This window comes from Streptomyces sp. NBC_00775 (assembly GCF_036347135.1).
Classification (GTDB): Bacteria; Actinomycetota; Actinomycetes; order Streptomycetales; family Streptomycetaceae; genus Streptomyces; species Streptomyces lutosisoli.
In genome coordinates, this window is sequence record NZ_CP108938.1 from 8,393,952 (window position 1) to 8,409,802 (window position 15,851).

Annotated in this window: 14 protein-coding genes; 9 read left to right on the top strand and 5 right to left on the bottom strand. The window is 71.0% G+C overall.

Translation table 11 applies throughout. From position 1 onward, the window contains the following. The first annotated feature begins 9 nt into the window (after positions 1-9). The 6 genes from OIC96_RS37265 (at position 10) to OIC96_RS37290 (ending at position 6,081) form a co-directional block, all read left to right on the top strand. The gene (locus tag OIC96_RS37265; RefSeq protein ID WP_330303606.1) at positions 10-1,293 is read left to right on the top strand and encodes an amidohydrolase family protein; all 1,284 of its coding nucleotides are present in this window, start codon (positions 10-12) and stop codon (positions 1,291-1,293) included. After that, on the top strand, positions 1,290-2,519 hold the full coding sequence (locus tag OIC96_RS37270; RefSeq protein WP_330303605.1) for an amidohydrolase family protein: 1,230 nt from the start codon (positions 1,290-1,292) through the stop codon (positions 2,517-2,519). Before OIC96_RS37265 ends, OIC96_RS37270 begins: the two co-directional genes overlap by 4 nt. An 87-nt stretch (positions 2,520-2,606) precedes the next feature. Further along, on the top strand, positions 2,607-3,317 hold the full coding sequence (locus tag OIC96_RS37275) for a VIT1/CCC1 transporter family protein (protein WP_330303604.1): 711 nt from the start codon (positions 2,607-2,609) through the stop codon (positions 3,315-3,317). Positions 3,318-3,457: 140 nt separating this feature from the next. Beyond that, complete coding sequence (locus tag OIC96_RS37280) at positions 3,458-4,330, top strand: sterol desaturase family protein (protein WP_330303603.1); 873 nt, start codon at positions 3,458-3,460, stop codon at positions 4,328-4,330. Then, complete coding sequence (locus OIC96_RS37285) at positions 4,327-4,998, top strand: lysoplasmalogenase (protein WP_330303602.1); 672 nt, start codon at positions 4,327-4,329, stop codon at positions 4,996-4,998. The genes OIC96_RS37280 and OIC96_RS37285 overlap by 4 nt, the downstream gene beginning before the upstream one ends. Before the next feature lie 39 nt (positions 4,999-5,037). Continuing rightward, positions 5,038-6,081, top strand: a complete 1,044-nt coding sequence (locus OIC96_RS37290) for a zinc-dependent alcohol dehydrogenase family protein (RefSeq protein ID WP_330303601.1) — start codon at positions 5,038-5,040, stop codon at positions 6,079-6,081. 3 nt (positions 6,082-6,084) lie between these two features. Here the strand turns inward: OIC96_RS37290 and OIC96_RS37295 are convergent, their stop codons facing one another. From OIC96_RS37295 to OIC96_RS37315, 5 genes are all read right to left on the bottom strand, one after another. Beyond that, on the bottom strand, positions 6,085-7,095 hold the full coding sequence (locus tag OIC96_RS37295; protein ID WP_330303600.1) for a CopD family protein: 1,011 nt from the start codon (positions 7,093-7,095) through the stop codon (positions 6,085-6,087). Between the two features lie 100 nt (positions 7,096-7,195). Further along, a complete protein-coding gene (locus OIC96_RS37300) occupies positions 7,196-8,572 on the bottom strand; it encodes a CoA transferase (protein ID WP_330303599.1) in 1,377 nt (458 codons plus the stop codon). Between the two features lie 22 nt (positions 8,573-8,594). After that, the gene (locus tag OIC96_RS37305; protein ID WP_330303598.1) at positions 8,595-9,125 is read right to left on the bottom strand and encodes a hypothetical protein; all 531 of its coding nucleotides are present in this window, start codon (positions 9,123-9,125) and stop codon (positions 8,595-8,597) included. A gap of 75 nt (positions 9,126-9,200) precedes the next feature. Next, positions 9,201-10,739 (bottom strand): S8 family peptidase, encoded by a 1,539-nt coding sequence (locus OIC96_RS37310; protein WP_330303597.1) that lies wholly within the window; start codon positions 10,737-10,739, stop codon positions 9,201-9,203. A 98-nt stretch (positions 10,740-10,837) separates the two neighbouring features. After that, positions 10,838-12,364, bottom strand: a complete 1,527-nt coding sequence (locus OIC96_RS37315; protein WP_330303596.1) for a S8 family serine peptidase — start codon at positions 12,362-12,364, stop codon at positions 10,838-10,840. A gap of 374 nt (positions 12,365-12,738) precedes the next feature. On the opposite strand from OIC96_RS37315, the gene OIC96_RS37320 reads away from it, so the two are divergent. The 3 genes from OIC96_RS37320 (at position 12,739) to moaA (ending at position 15,844) form a co-directional block, all read left to right on the top strand. Next, on the top strand, positions 12,739-13,092 hold the full coding sequence (locus tag OIC96_RS37320) for a DUF485 domain-containing protein (protein WP_330303595.1): 354 nt from the start codon (positions 12,739-12,741) through the stop codon (positions 13,090-13,092). After that, on the top strand, positions 13,089-14,708 hold the full coding sequence (locus OIC96_RS37325) for a solute symporter family protein (RefSeq protein WP_330303594.1): 1,620 nt from the start codon (positions 13,089-13,091) through the stop codon (positions 14,706-14,708). Before OIC96_RS37320 ends, OIC96_RS37325 begins: the two co-directional genes overlap by 4 nt. 146 nt (positions 14,709-14,854) lie before the next feature. Beyond that, positions 14,855-15,844: a GTP 3',8-cyclase MoaA gene (moaA, locus tag OIC96_RS37330; protein WP_330303593.1), complete on the top strand. Its 990-nt coding sequence runs from the start codon at positions 14,855-14,857 to the stop codon at positions 15,842-15,844. Positions 15,845-15,851 lie beyond the last annotated feature (7 nt).

Here is a 15,851-nt window from a genome sequence, read left to right on the forward strand (position 1 = left end):
GGGTGTGCGATGACCGACCAGGACCCCTACCTCATCATCTCCTCCGACTGCCACGCCGGTCTCCCCACCGAGGAGTACCGGCCCTATCTTGACCCTCGTTTCCACCGGGACTTCGACGAGTTCCTCGCGGGCCGCGACCGGCGCCGCGAGGAGATGACGCGGCTCGGTATCCGCAACGAGGCGTTCGCGAACAAGTGGTTCCAGGACAACGAGGAAGGCCTGCGCGGCGGCTGGGACACCGCGCAGCGTCTCAAGGAGCTGGACGGCGACGGTGTGGCGGCCGAGGTCGTCTTCCCGGACGCGGACGCCGTGGACAGCCAGACCGCCGCCCCCTTCGGTGTGGGCCTCGGCCTCTCGGGGGACCAGGACCCGGAGCTCGGCATGGCCGGCGCGCAGGCACACAACCGCTGGCTGGCCGACTTCGTCTCCGAGAACCCCGAACGGCACTGCGGGGTGGCCCTGTTGCCCATCACGGCGGAGGTGTCGCGCGTGGTGGCGGAGGTGTACCGCGCCAAGGAGTCGGGCCTGGGCGCGCTGATGATCCCCTCCATGTGGGTCGACAAGGAGCCGTACCACGACCGCCGTTACGACCCCGTGTGGGCGGCGGCCGCCGAGTGCGGGATGCCCGTGGTCACCCACTCGGGCGCGGCACCGCGCCACGAATACGGCGACCACTTGGGAATCTATGTCTCCGAAGTCACCTGGTGGCCCGCCCGTCCCCTCTGGTTCCTGCTGTGGTCGGGCGTCTTCGAACGGCACCCGGGTCTCAAGTTCGGTGTCGCGGAGTCGGGTTGCTGGTGGCTGCCGAACCTCCTCTGGTTCATGGACCGCCTCTACCTGGGAGCGCACGGCGGCAAGAAGCTGTCGCCCTTCGCGGAACTGAAGCGGCCCCCGCACGAGTACCTGGACCGGCAGCTCTTCATCTGCGCGACGAACACCAAGCGCCGCGAACTGGCCCAGCGGTACGAGATCGGCATCGACAACATCCTCTGGGGCAGCGACTTCCCGCACCCTGAGGGCACCTGGCCCGACACGCGCGCGTGGCTGGCGAAAACCTTCCACGACATCCCCGTCGGGGAGACGCGCCGGATGCTCGGCCTGGCGGCGGCGGAGGTCTTCGGGTTCGACGTCGAGAAACTGACCCCGCTCGCCCGGCGCATCGGTCCGACCCCCGCCGACCTCGGCCAGAGCGACGACCAGACGGCCGTGGAGGCGTCCTGGGCCCGCTCGCGCGAGGTGGGCCGGCACTGGCTGACGGACCACGACTTCCCAACCCTGGGGGTGACCTCATGAGCGACGACCGGTACACGGTGATCTCCGCCGACTGCCACGCGGGCGCCGATCTCCTGGACTACAAGCCGTACTTGGCGAAGCGGCACCACGAGGCCTTCGACGCGTGGGCGGCCACGTACGTCAATCCGTACGAGGATCTGCTCGCCGACACGGCCGACAAGAACTGGAACTCCGGGCGGCGCCTCGCGGAGCTGGAGGAGGACGGGATCGTCGCGGAGGTCGTCTTCCCGAACACCATCCCGCCGTTCTTCCCCTCGGCCTCCCTGATGGCGCCGGCCCCGACGGCGGAGGAGTTCGCGCAGCGGTGGGCCGGGCTGCGGGCCCACAACCGCTGGCTCGCGGACTTCTGCGCGGCAGCTCCCGGCCGCCGTGCGGGCGTCTTCCAGATCCTCCTCAACGACGTGGACGAGGCGGTGAAGGAGATCCGCTGGGCCGCCGGCGCGGGCCTCAGGGGCGGCCTCCTGCTGCCCGGCACACCGCCGGGTTCGGGCCTGCCCGAGCTGTACTCGTCGACGTACGACCCGATCTGGGCGGTCTGCGCGGAACTGGGCGTGCCGGTGAACCACCACGCGGGCTCGGCGTCGCCGCCCCTGGGCGACGAACCGGCCGCCCGGGCGGTCTTCATGGTGGAGACGACCTGGTTCTCGCACCGCGCGCTGTGGCACCTGATCTTCGGCGGCGCGTTCCGTCGTCACCCGGACCTGAGGCTGGTACTGACCGAGCAGGGCTCGGGCTGGATCCCCGGGGTGCTCGACATGCTGGACTACTACCACGGGCGGTTGGTGGCCGCCGCCACCAAGGCGTCGACGGCCGAGTCGAAATTCGGCGCGGGACTGGCCGAGGCCATGGGCAAGGGCCCGTCGGAAGTCTGGCGGGACAACTGCTTCGTCGGCGCCAGCTTCATGCGCCCGCACGAGGTACCGCTCCGGGACCGCATCGGCCTCGACAAGATCATGTGGGGCAGCGACTACCCGCACGACGAGGGCACCCACCCCTACTCCCGGGAAGGCCTGCGCATCGCCTACGCGGGCCTGCCGCGCGAGGAGATCGCCGCGATGGTCGGCGGCAACGCGGCCCGCGTGTACGGCTTCGACCTGGCGTACCTGGACGAGATCGCCGCGAAGGTGGGCCCGACGGTGGAGGAGATCGCCGAGCCGCTCGGCGATCCGCCGGCGGACGCGACGAGCCCGGTGTTCGCGAAAGGAGGGTCGGTACGGGTGTGGTGACGGACGGTTCCCTGCGCGCCGAGCCGCCAAGGGAGCGGTGACGAGTCGGTACGGGGCTGACGGCGCCCGGGGTGCGATCCTCCCCGTGTGACGCAACCGACGCACGACGAGGCCCACGGAGGAGCGCTCGGCTCGCGGCTGAACTGGCTGCGGGCCGCCGTCCTGGGCGCCAACGACGGCATCATCTCCACCGCCGGCCTCGTCGTCGGGGTGGCGGGCGCCACGGACGAACGCTCCGCACTGCTCACGGCGGGGCTCGCCGGACTGCTGGCCGGGTCGATGTCGATGGCGGCGGGCGAGTACGTGTCGGTCTCCACCCAGCGGGACTCGGAGCTGGCCGCCCTGGCCCTGGAGAAGCGCGAGCTCACGGAGCAGCCGGAGGCCGAACTGGAGGAGCTGACCGAGCTGTTGGAGCAGCGCGGCCTGACCCGGGACGTGGCCCGGGAGGCGGCGGAACAGCTCACCGAGCGGGACGCCCTGCGCGCCCACGCGCGCGTGGAGCTCGGTATCGACCCCGACGACCTCACCAACCCCTGGCACGCGGCATGGGCGAGCTTCCTCGCGTTCACCGCGGGGGCGCTGCTGCCGCTGCTGGCCATGGTGCTGCCCCCGGCGGACTGGCGCCTCGGAGTCACCGTCGTATCGGTACTGGCCGCCCTCGTCCTCACCGGCTGGAGCAGCGCCCGCCTGGGAGGGGCGAACGTGGGCCGGGCCGTCGTGCGGAACGTGGCGGGCGGCGCGCTGGCGATGGCGGTGACGTACGCGGCGGGAGCCCTGCTGGGAGCGGCGGGCGTGTGAAGCGGTGATCCGCCCCGGCCGTGGACGGAGTTCACCGGGAGCCGTTGGAGGAGATCACCAAGAAGCAAGCGCGTACCGCCGGTAATACTTGTCGGTAACAACCCCTAGCCGCAGCCGACCAGCGGTTCTACGGTGCACTCATGCCGAACCTGCCCGATGTCGTGCTGTGGTCGATACCCGCCTTTGTGCTGCTCACGGTGATCGAGATCGTGAGTTTCCGTCTCCATCCCGACGAGGACGAGGCGGGCTACGAGGCGAAGGACGCCGCGACGAGCGTCGGCATGGGCCTCGGCAGTCTCGCCTTCGACTTCCTGTGGAAGATCCCGATCGTCGCGATCTACTCGGCGGTCTACGAGCTGACACCGCTGCACGTGCCCGTCCTGTGGTGGACGGTTCCGCTGATGCTGCTCGGCCAGGACTTCTTCTACTACTGGTCGCACCGCGGGCACCACGTCATCCGCGTCCTGTGGGCCTGCCACGTGGTCCACCACTCCAGCCGGAAGTTCAACCTCACCACCGCGCTGCGCCAGCCCTGGACGACCTGGACCGTCTGGCCCTTCTACGTTCCGCTCATCGCCCTCGGCGTGCACCCGGCCGCGCTCGCCTTCTGCTCGTCGGTGAACCTCGTCTACCAGTTCTGGATCCACACCGAGCGCATCGACAAGCTGCCCCGCCCCTTCGAGTTCGTCTTCAACACGCCCTCCCACCACCGCGTCCACCACGCCTCCCAGGGCGGCTATCTGGACCGCAACTTCGGGGGCATCCTCATCGTCTGGGACCGGCTCTTCGGATCATGGGTCGCGGAGACCGAACGGCCCGTCTACGGGCTCACCAAGAACATCGCCACGTACAACCCCCTGCGCGTGGCCACCCACGAGTACGCCGCCATCGCCAGGGACCTGAAGGCGGCCGCGAGTTGGCGCGAGCGGGCGGGGCGGGTCTTCCGTGGCCCCGGCTGGCAGCCCGCGCAGCCGGCCGCCGCGAAGACGCCGGTCACGGAGCCCGTCGCGTGAACCCACGCCTCGCGCGCGTGCTGCTCGTCTCCTTCGGCCTCGCGGTGGTCGTGGACCTCGTGTCCCTGGGCGCGGGGTTCGATCTCGGGCACCGGATCGCCAAGCCGCTCCTGATGCCCCTGCTCGCCGCCCACGCGGGCGTACGCGGCGGCCCGCGGCTCCTGGTCGCCGCGCTGCTCTGCGGCTGGGGCGGCGACGTGCTGCTCCTGTCCGACGCCGACCCGGCCTTCCTCGTGGGGATGGCGTCCTTCGCGGCGGGGCACATGTGTTACCTCGTCCTTTTCCGGCGAACGGCACGCGCGCGTGGAGCCCTGCTCGCAGGTGGGTACGCCGTCGCCCTCGTCGCCACCGTCACGCTTCTGTGGCCCGACCTGCCCGCCGATCTCCGCGTCCCCGTCGCGGGCTACAGCCTGCTCCTGACCGCGATGGCGTACGGGGCCACCCGGCTCGGGCTCGTCACGGGTGTCGGCGGCGCCCTGTTCATGCTCTCGGACACGCTCATCGCCACCGGGGTCGCCGAGTGGCCGCAGCTCCCGAGCCCGGACTTCTGGATCATGCTCACGTACGCCGCCGCCCAGTATCTGCTGGTGCGCGGTGTGCTGGGCACCCTCGGCGCGCGGCCCGCGCCCGCGGCGGCGTACGGTGAGATGCGCTCAACCACCCCCTGAGCGCATCCACCGACGCCCCGCACGAGAAGGACCCTCGCCATGCGCGCCACCACCATCCACGCCCCGTACGACATGCGCGTGGAGGACGTGCCCGAGCCCGTGGTGCAGCTGCCCACCGACGCGGTCGTGCGGGTGCTGCGCTCCTGCATCTGCGGCAGCGACCTGTGGGCGTACCGCGGCGAGGCGGCCCGGCAGCCGGGCCAGCGGATCGGGCACGAGTTCCTCGGCATCGTCGAGGAGACCGGCTCCGAGGTGACCGGCGTCCGGCGCGGTGACCTGGTCGTCGCGCCCTTCATGTGGTCCGACGGCGTGTGCGACTACTGCCGCGAGGGGCTCACCACGTCGTGCGAGCACGGCGGCTTCTGGGGTGCCGTCGGGTACGACGGCGGACAGGGCGAGGCCGTACGCGTTCCGTTCGCCGACGGCACGCTCGTCCAGCTGCCCAAGGACGCGGCGTCCGACGACCACCTGCTGTCGGCGCTGCTGACGCTGTCCGACGTCATGGGCACCGGCCATCACGCGGCCCTCGGCGCGGGTGTCCACAAGGGCGCCACCGTCGCCGTCGTCGGGGACGGGGCCGTCGGCCTGTGCGCCGTGCTGGCCGCCAAGCGGCTCGGCGCCGAGCGGATCATCGCGCTCGGACGCCACGAGGTGCGTACGGACATCGCGCGCCTCTTCGGCGCCACGGACGTCGTCGCCGAGCGCGGTGACGCGGCCGTCGAGGCCGTGCGGGAGCTGACCCGTGGCCAGGGCGCGCACTGTGTCGTCGAGGCCGTCGGCACCGAGCAGTCCATGAAGACGGCCGTGAACATCACCCGCGACGGCGGCGCCATCGGCTTCGTCGGGGTGCCGCACGGCAGCGGTACGGGCCTGGACCTGGGGGTGATGTTCGACCGGAACATCGCTCTGCGCGGCGGTGTCGCGCCGGTCCGCGCGTACATCCCGGAGCTGCTGCCCGACGTCCTCGACGGGACCATCGACCCGTCGCCCGTTTTCGACATGACCATCGGCCTGGAGGGCGTGCCCGAGGGCTACAAGGCGATGGACGAGCGCACCGCCCTCAAGGTCATGGTCGCCAACTGAGGCTCACCATCTGATCGGCAGCGGCAGCGCCGTCAGCGCGCCCGAGACCGCGACGACCACGCCCAGTGCCACGACCTCCGCGCGCGCGGGGGCGTAGGCGCTGAGCGGGTCCGCCGCGCGGCGCAGACGCAGGCGCGCCCAGAGGGCCAGGACGGCGACGACGGCCACCACGAGCACCTTGGCGAGCAGGGTGCGCCCGTACGCCGTCGTCGTCAGCTGGTCCAGGATCGTGCCGGACGGCATCCGGCGCAGAGCGCTCCAGACGCCCGTCGCGGTGATCGCCGCGAACAGAACGGCCGCCACGCGCGCGTAGAGCCCGAGCAACGCGGCACCGGCCTCCTCGGCGCGCCATCTCCGCAGCATCCGCAGGACGTGCAGCAGTCCGCCCGCCCACAGCGCCGCGCAGGTCACGTGAACGAGTGTCAGAGCGGAGCCGACCAGCGGACCGTGCTCCGTGGCGGGGTGGGCGCGCAGCGCCTCCGCGACCACCACCGCGGCCAGCGGCCACACTTGGGTGACCGGCCGACGCGAGAGGGCGCACAGCCCGGCCGCCAGGAACCCGTTGACCTCCAGGAGCGCCAGCTTGCCGTCCCGGGTCTCGTAGAGCCCGCCGACGTCGATGTCGGAGAGGTGGTGCGGCAGCAGATTGCCGGTGGCCACGACCGAGGCGAGGCCCAGCGCGGCGAGGAAACCGGCGGCGGCCGTGTACGGGGCCCAGCTGCGCGGCGCGTCCGCCAGGGGCGCGCCCGGCACCCGGCGGGCCAGCCAGGACGCGAACAGCTCGCCCGCGGGCACGCACAGCGCCACGAACAGGACCGTACGCAGCAGGGCGATACCGGCGATGCCGGGGGCCGCGGCCTCGCCCGTGCCCTCCAGCGCGGTGCGCGGGCCGAGCAACGGGATCAGAGCCGCCAGGGCCACCAGGGCCAGTACGGCGGCGGCCCGGCCGGTGGCGCGGCGCCGCGCCGGCCCGCCCGCGCCCGCCACCTCGGCTGTCGGTCTCGTCAACGTCACCTCACGATCTTCACCAGGCGTGACAGATCCGGGCAAGTGCAGGGAAACAACTGGCGGAACGGCATTCCGTACATAGGTACGTTTCCTGTCGGGCCGTGACTCAGACCCATCGCGCGGAATCCGTTCCCCAAGGCCCCGGCGGGCGCGCCCAGTCGGCCGGTCCGCCGGCGAAGGAGACGGGCGGCAGCGCGTACCTGAGCCGCCCCAGCGCGCTGTCGGTCTCGGCGAGCCGGCTGTCCGGCCCGTCGTACGAGGCCTCGCCCCCGTCACCCGGTTCGATACCGTCCGTCAGCCAGGCCGCGGTCTGCGCGAGCGCGAACCGCACCGACCGGCTGCCGCCGTCGTCGAGTTGCTCCGTCAGCGACCGCAGGACCGCCGCCGCGAGCAGATATCCCGTCCCGTGGTCGAGCGCCTGCGCGGGCAGCGCACCCGGCCGTTCCGGCGCCCCCTCGATCGTCGCGATGCCGGTGGCGACCTGCACCAGGCTGTCGAAGCCCCGCCGCTCCGCCCAGGGCCCGTAGTCGCCCCACGCCGACACCCGCGCGACCACGAGTCCGGGCCGGCGCTCGGCCAGCGCCTCGGGCGACAGCCCGAACCGGTCCAGGGCGCCCGGACGGTATCCGGTGACGACGACGTCCGCGGCGGCGAGCAGCTCCTCGAAGGCACGCCGGTCGGTCGCGAGGTCCAGGGTGGTGGACCGCTTGCCGAAGCCCGTGTCGGCGTGCGCGTCGGCGAGTTCGGGCAGCCCCGGCGAGTCCACGCGCAGGACGTCCGCGCCCAGCAGGGCGAGTGTGCGAGTCGCGACCGGGCCCGCGAGGACCCGGGTGAGATCCAGGACGCGTACGCCCGCCGCGGGCAGCAGCGGATCACCGGCGAGCGGCGCGAGCGTGCGCGGGGGCGCCTCACCGATCCGCTCCCGGCTCAGCAGTGGTCGGCGCGCCACCGCCGCCCCCTGTTCGTGCGCCGCCCACTCCTTCGCCGTGCGCAACGCGACGGCCAGGCCCCCGGCCGCGTACACGGCGTCCTCCACGTCCACGGCGGAGCGCTCGGCGAGGTGCGCGGCGACGGTGTCCACCGACGCGTCGTCGGGCAGCTCCAGTGCGCTCAGCAGCCGCCTCCGGTGGTGCGGATAGTTCGCGTGCGTGCGCACCCACCCGTCCGCCGTCCGCCAGAACCGCGACACCGGCGCGAAGTTGACCGGCGCGCGCCCGTCGATCAGCAGCTGCCGCTCGCTGACGAACGCGGTGGCCACGGCCCCGTCGTCCACCCGCACCTCGGGCACGCCCGCGAGCCCGGCCCGCCGCGCCCCCAGCTCGGCGGCGGCCAGCGCGCACGCGCCCACACAGGCCCGCGCCAACTCCCGTACGGGCAGCCGGGCTTCCAGCGCGCCCTCCCGCACCACGGTCGAAACCCGGGAGAGCAGGGCGGGATCTCCGCCCAGCCCCTCCCACACAGCAGCCATCGGTGAATGCGTCATACAGGCACTATGCAGGGTGGACTCAATCAACATGTGAGGCGGCCGCCCACCACAGACACACCTCCTTGCGCACGTCCGTCGGCCGCAGCTCCCACCCCTGCGCGAGCGCGACTTCGGCGACGTAACTCCCGCCCACGCCCCGGTAGACGTGCAGCGGTATCGCGCACTCCACCGGCGGCTTCGCCTTCTTCGGCCTGCGCGGCGCCGAGGCCGCCGCGGTCCAGCGGGCGACCGTCTTGTCGACGCGCGCCCTGTAGTACTCGGTGTCGCCCTCGTGCCGCACCTCGGGCCACCACACGCACCAGGTCGCCAGGTCACCGAGCCGTTCCAGCGTCCGGTCCATGAACTCTCCGAAGTCGTGCTCGACGCGCTCACTGAACGCGGCGATCACCTCCACCAGGAGACCGATCGCGAGGAAGGCGAGCGCCGTCGCCACCCACACCACGCACAGCACCGGGGCGTAGACCACGCTCGCGATGAAACGCAGCACCAACTGCCACTTGGGCCGGACCGGTTCAGGAGTCCAGGTCGCGGGATCTTCGTACACATGCATGCCGAAGATCCTGCCGTACGGGACGGCCGGGCCGGGCGGATCGTCCGCCCGGCCCGAACCATCTGCACACAAGCCCTACTTCGTCACCGCGTCCAGCGCGTCCACGGTGCCCCATCCATAGAAGCCGTTGCGGTTCTTCGTGCCGTCGCACACCGCGTCGACCTTGCCGTCGCTGTCGATGTCGTACGGGTCGGTGCACGGCGTGGCATCGGCCTCGGCGTACAGCAGCGCCTTCACCAGGGCGGCGGAGGCGTGCGGGTGCGTCGACTTGATGAGGGCGGCGACAGCCGCGACATGCGGGGACGCCATCGACGTACCGGCCATGTAGCCCCACTTGCCACCCGGCAGCGTGCCCAGGATCAGACCGCTCGTGGCGGGCGGGGCCGGGGTCTGGTAGCTCGTCGCGTCGCCGCCGGGCGCGGCGACGTCGATGACGCCCAGGCCGTAGTTGGAGAAGGACGACTTGAGGCCCTTCGCGCCGGTCGCCGCGACCGTGACCACACCCGGCAACTGGGTCGGGATGTCATAGCACTTGGACGGGTCGATCACCCGGTCCGACGGGGTCCCGTCGTTCGGCGAGACCGGGTCGGTGATCGTGTCGGCCGCCAGGTCGTAGCTCTCGTTGCCCGCCGCCGCGACGTTGACCGCGCCCTTCTTCTCCGCGTACCGCGAGGCGCGGGTGATCGCGTCGACGAGGGCCTTCTGGTCCGGGTCGTCCGTGCAGTTGAAGTACCAGGGGTCGGTGTAATAGCTGTTGTTGGTGACGTCGACGCCGTGCTCGGCCGCCCACACGAAGCCGCAGACCACGGCCTCCGTGTAGAAGTAACCGGCCGTCGTGGCCACCTTGATGCCGGCGACCTTCACGCCCGGTGCGACACCGGTCATGCCGACGCCGTTCTTGGCGGCCGCGATCTCACCCGCCACGTGCGTGCCGTGCGGGCTCTCCGCGGCGGTGGGCCGCCAGGCGCCGTCGGTCGTGTCCGGCTTGCCCGTCACGCAGTTGACCGACGCGTCGCGGTCGAAGTTCGGCGCGATGTCCGGGTGTGTGTCGTCGACGCCGGTGTCGATCACGGCGACCGTGACCTTGCTGCTGCCGAGCGTCTTCTCGTGCGCCTTGTCCGCCTTGATGGCGGGCAGGTCCCACTGCAACGGTTCCAACGGGTCCTGCCCGTCGGCGGCTTCAGCGCTCGCGGCCCGCACCTGCTGCGCGGTGAGAGCCTTCGGGGTGCCCACGTCGGTGGTCGACTGCGCGGGCAGCGGCGCGTTGCGCGTGTTGCCCGCCGACTCCACGCCGCGTACGCCACGCATCGTCTTGGCGAAGTCGGCGTTCGACGAGTGGACGACGATCACGCCGATCTGGTCGTACGACGTCACGATCGTGCCGCCCGCCTTGGCGATGGCCTTCTTCACGGTGGAGGAAGTGCCGTGCCCGGGACGGACGTTGACGACATAGCTGAGGCCGGTCGCGTCAGCGGCGGTGACCTGCTGGATGCTGCCGGTGGTCGCCTCCGCTGCCGACGCGGTGACGTTCGGCAGGAAGGCGAGGGCCGTGGCCGTGGCCATCCCCAGCGGGATGGCTATGGCACGACGGGAGCGCTGGGAGCGCGCGGTCATGGAATCTCCAGTTCACATTCGCGGGACGAGCTGTACGAGCCGTGCGGAAGCTCAACTGACGGTCAGGGACGGTTACTCGACCTGGTGGTCGGCAACGGTTACTTGACCGCTCGCAGCGCGTTGACGATCCCGAATCCGTAGAAGCCGTTCACGCGCTTGCCGCCCACGCAGGTGGCGTCCACGACGCCGTCGCCGTTCCCGTCGTACGGGTCGGTCGGGCAACCCGGGTTGTCCGCCTGGGCCTTGAGCAGCGCCTGGAGCTGGGCCGGAGTGGCCCAGGGGTACTTGGACTTCAGCAGCGCCGCGACGGCGGCGACGTGCGGCGTCGCCATCGAGGTGCCCTGAAGGTAGCCGTACGTGTTGTTCGGCAGGGTGGAGAGGATACGGCCGTTCTGCGACGGCGTGTCCGGGATCTGGTACCGGTCGCCGCCCGGGGCCGCGACGTCGATCACGCCGTCGCCGTAGCTGGAGAAGTACGACTTGGCGCCCTTGACGCCGGTCGAGCTCACGGTGACGACACCCGGCAGCTGGGTCGGAACGTCGAAGCACTTGTGCGGGTCGACGGTGCGGGTGACCGCGGTCGAGTCGTCGGGGCTGGAGTCGTCGACGAGCGCGTCCGAGTCGAGGTCGTCGTTGGAGTTGCCCGCCGCCGCGACGTTCAGGGTGCCCTTGTTCTGGGCGTACAGCTGGGCCCGGTTCACCGCGTCGACGATGGCCTTCTGGTCGGGGTCGTCCATGCAGTTGTACAGCCACGGGTCCACGTAGTAGCTGTTGTTGGTGATCTCGACGCCGTGGTCGGCGGCGAACACGAAGGCGCAGACGACGCTCTCCGGGAAGAAGAGCTGGTTCGCGTCCGGCTCGGCCACCGTGATGCCCGCGACCTTCACGCCGGGCGCGACACCGGCGACACCGATGCCGTTGCGGGCCGCGGCTATCTCACCCGCGACATGCGTGCCGTGGTAGTGGTCGGCGTCCACCGGACGCCAGGCGCCGTACGTGGTGTCCGCCTTGCCGCCCACACAGTTCGCGGACTGCGAGGCCGAGAAGTTCGGGGCGATGTCCGGGTGGGTGTCGTCGACGCCGACGTCGATCACGGCGACCGTCACGTCCTTGCTGCCCGGATTGATCTTCGCGGCCTTGTCGGCCCCTATCGCGCGCAGGTCCCACTGATCGGCCTCCAGGGGCTCCTCGCCCGCGGTGGCGCTCTTCGCGACCTTGGCGGCCTCGGCGGCCGACAGCACCTGCGCCGCGCCCTCGTCCGTCGTGCCCGCGGCAGTCAGCGGCGCCGTCCGCGACGCACCGGCCGACTCCACTCCGCGTACGGCCCGGATCTGCTTCCCGAAGTCCGGGTTGGCGGAATGGACGACGATCACACCGATCTTCTCGTACGCGATGACGACGGTGCCGCCGGCCGCCTCGATCGCCTTCTTCACCGACTCGATCGTGCGGTGGTCCGTCTTGGTGTTGACCAGGTACGGCAGGGTCGGACCATCCGCGCTGGCAGCGGCGGACGCGGTCTGCGGCGCGGCCGACGCGGCGCCCGGCAGGAAGCCGAGCGAGGCGGTGAGCGACAGAACGACCGGCACGGCAAGGGCGAGGCGGCGTCTGGATCGCAGATGAGCCATGGGATCTCCACATCATCCGGAAAACGGAGCTGCCCGAACACAGGTGGTGCTCGGGCAGGTACATGACGGAGTGGTGCAGGCCGAAGCTATCCCCCGCCCGACCTGGCCAGCAATGACTTCCGGGGATGACTTCCGAAAGAAGTCGGGGGAGTTGAACCGGTCCACGCGTGGCGCCGTGACCTTGAGCAGGGAGCCCGAGGACGATCGAGCCCCCTGTCGGATCACGCACAGGAGCCAATCCATCGCACCCGGTTACGTGATCCATATCACTGTGAGGTCAGAACCGCATGTCCGTACCCGAGCCCTCCCCCTCCGCGAGCCCCGACTCGCCCCCGTCCACCGTCGCAACCGCACCCGCATCGCGAGGAGACACCGTGGCAACCGACGCACCGCCACCGAAAACCGGATCCCCACTCCCCTCCACGGAGGAGTTCACCGCGGTGCAGGAGAGCGCCGAGTTCGCTGAACTGCGCCGCTCCCACCGCTCCTTCGCCTTCCCGCTGACCGTCGGCTTCATCGTCTGGTACCTGCTGTACGTCCTGCTCTCGAACTACGCGGGCGACTTCATGGGCACCAAGCTGTTCGGCAACATCAATGTCGCCCTCGCGCTCGGCCTCGGCCAGTTCCTCACCACCTTCCTCATCGCCTGGTGGTACTCGCGGCACGCCGCCACCCAGCTCGACCCCAAGGCCGAGGCCATCAAGTCCCGGATGGAGGGCGGCGCATGAGCCCCGCGATCACCCTGGCCGCCGGTGAGGCCAGTCAGCACCGGCCGCTGATCATCACCCTCTTCGCGGTGTTCGTCGCCGCGACCCTCGTCATCACCGTCTGGGCGGGCCGCCAGACCAAGGACGCCGCCGACTTCTACGCGGGCGGCCGCCAGTTCACCGGCTTCCAGAACGGCCTCGCCGTCTCCGGCGACTACATGTCCGCCGCGTCCTTCCTCGGCATCGCGGGCGCGATCGCCCTCTTCGGGTACGACGGCTTCCTTTACTCCATCGGGTTCCTGGTCGCCTGGCTGGTGGCCCTGCTCCTGGTCGCCGAGCCGCTGCGCAACTCCGGCCGCTACACGATGGGCGACGTCCTCGCGTACCGCATGCGCCAGCGTCCGGTCCGTACGGCCGCGGGCACCTCCACGATCGTCGTGTCGATCTTCTACCTGCTGGCCCAGATGGCGGGCGCCGGCGTCCTGGTGTCGCTGCTCCTCGGCATCACCAGCGACGGCGGCAAGATCGGCATCGTCGCCCTCGTCGGCGTCCTGATGATCGTGTACGTCACCATCGGCGGCATGAAGGGCACCACCTGGGTACAGATGGTCAAGGCGGTGCTGCTGATCATCGGCGCCCTGCTGCTCACCTTCCTGGTCCTGCTGAAGTTCAACTTCAACATCTCCGACCTGCTCGGCAAGGCGGCCGACAACAGCGGCAAGGGCTCGCCCTTCCTGGAGCCCGGCCTCAAGTACGGCGCCACGTCCACGACCAAGCTGGACTTCATCTCCCTGGGCATGGCGCTGGTCCTGGGCACCGCGGGTCTGCCGCACATCCTGATCCGCTTCTACACGGTGCCCACGGCCAAGACCGCGCGGAAGTCCGTGAACTGGGCGATCGGCCTCATCGGCTGCTTCTACCTGATGACCCTCGCCCTCGGCTTCGGCGCCGCCGCGCTGATCAAACCGGACGAGATCATCGCCTCCAACAAGGCGGGCAACACGGCCGCGCCACTTCTGGCACTGCATCTGGGAGGCGTCGACTCCAACTGGGGCGCCGTCCTGCTCGCCTCCATCTCGGCCGTCGCCTTCGCCACGATCCTCGCGGTCGTCGCGGGGCTGACACTGGCCTCGTCCTCCTCGTTCGCGCACGACATCTACGCGAACGTCATCAAGAAGGGGCAGGCCACCGAGAAGCAGGAGATGAAGGCCGCCCGGTACGCGACGGTCGGCATCGGTGCCGTGTCCATCCTCCTGGGCGCCCTCGCCCGCGACCTGAACGTCGCCGGTCTGGTCGCGCTCGCCTTCGCCGTCGCCGCGTCCGCGAACCTGCCGACGATCCTCTACAGCCTCTTCTGGAAGCGGTTCACCACGCCGGGCGCCCTCTGGTCGATCTACGGCGGTCTGGTCACCGCGGTCGGCCTGGTGCTGTTCTCGCCGGTCGTCTCGGGCAAGCCCACGTCGATGTTCCCCGACGCCGACTTCCACTGGTTCGCGCTGGAGAACCCGGGCATCATCTCGATTCCGGTCGGCTTCCTGCTGGGCTGGCTCGGCACGATCCTGTCCAAGGAGGAGCCGGACGCCGGCAAGTACGCCGAGCTGGAGGTTCGCTCGCTCACGGGCACCGGGGCCCACTGATCCCGCTCCGCCGACGGCCGCGTCGTAGAGATCTACGACGCGGCCGCGTCACGTCTCGTGGGATCCGGCCGCTGTTGTTGTCAGCCGCGTCACGTAGGCTCGATCGTGTCAAGTTGAAGTGATCCGCATCGAGGGAGGGGGCCCACGTGCTCATCGACACCTTCGGCCGAGTGGCCACCGACCTGCGCGTCTCGCTGACGGACCGGTGCAATCTCCGGTGTACGTACTGCATGCCCGAAGAGGGCCTGCAATGGCTGGCCAAGCCCGATCTGCTCACCGACGACGAGATCGTCCGCCTGATAGAGATCGCCGTCACCAGCCTCGGCATCACCGAGGTCCGCTTCACCGGTGGCGAGCCCCTGCTGCGCCCCGGCCTGGTGGGCATCGTCGAGCGGGTCGCCGCGCTCGCTCCCCGCCCCCAGATGTCCCTGACGACCAACGGCATCGGCCTCAAGCGCACCGCGACCGCCCTGAAGGCCGCGGGCCTGGACCGGGTGAACGTCTCGCTGGACACCCTGCGCCCCGACGTCTTCAAGACCCTCACCCGCCGTGACCGCCACAAGGACGTCATCGAGGGCCTCGAAGCCGCCCGCGACGCCGGCCTGACCCCGGTCAAGGTCAACTCGGTCCTGATGCCGGGGCTGAACCAGGACGAGGCCCCGGAGCTCCTCGCCTGGGCGGTGGAGCACGACTACGAACTGCGCTTCATCGAGCAGATGCCCCTGGACGCCCAGCACGGCTGGAAGCGCGAGGGCATGGTCACCGCGGGCGACATCCTCACCTCACTGCGTACGCGCTTCGACCTCACCGAGGAGGGCGCGGACGAGCGCGGCTCGGCTCCCGCCGAACGCTGGCTGGTGAACGGCGGCCCGCACCGCGTCGGCGTGATCGCCTCGGTCACCCGCCCGTTCTGCTCGGCCTGCGACCGTACGCGCCTCACGGCCGACGGCCAGGTCCGCACCTGCCTCTTCGCCACCGAGGAGACCGACCTGCGCGCCGCCCTCCGCTCGGACGCCCCCGACGAGGAGATAGCCCGCATATGGCGCCTCGCGATGTGGGGCAAGAAGGCGGGGGCCGGCCTGGACGACCCGTCGTTCGTGCAGCCGGAAAGGCCGATGTCGGCGATCGGCGGCTGACCCGGGC

Coding starts and splice junctions, on each gene's coding strand:
- OIC96_RS37280 (WP_330303603.1), top strand. CDS start 3,458: ATGCCGAACCTGCCCGATGTCGTGCTGTGGTCGATACCCGCCTTTGTG.
- OIC96_RS37265 (WP_330303606.1), top strand. CDS start 10: ATGACCGACCAGGACCCCTACCTCATCATCTCCTCCGACTGCCACGCC.
- OIC96_RS37325 (WP_330303594.1), top strand. CDS start 13,089: ATGAGCCCCGCGATCACCCTGGCCGCCGGTGAGGCCAGTCAGCACCGG.
- OIC96_RS37310 (WP_330303597.1), bottom strand. CDS start 10,739: ATGACCGCGCGCTCCCAGCGCTCCCGTCGTGCCATAGCCATCCCGCTG.
- OIC96_RS37290 (WP_330303601.1), top strand. CDS start 5,038: ATGCGCGCCACCACCATCCACGCCCCGTACGACATGCGCGTGGAGGAC.
- OIC96_RS37315 (WP_330303596.1), bottom strand. CDS start 12,364: ATGGCTCATCTGCGATCCAGACGCCGCCTCGCCCTTGCCGTGCCGGTC.
- OIC96_RS37305 (WP_330303598.1), bottom strand. CDS start 9,125: ATGCATGTGTACGAAGATCCCGCGACCTGGACTCCTGAACCGGTCCGG.
- OIC96_RS37300 (WP_330303599.1), bottom strand. CDS start 8,572: ATGACGCATTCACCGATGGCTGCTGTGTGGGAGGGGCTGGGCGGAGAT.
- OIC96_RS37270 (WP_330303605.1), top strand. CDS start 1,290: ATGAGCGACGACCGGTACACGGTGATCTCCGCCGACTGCCACGCGGGC.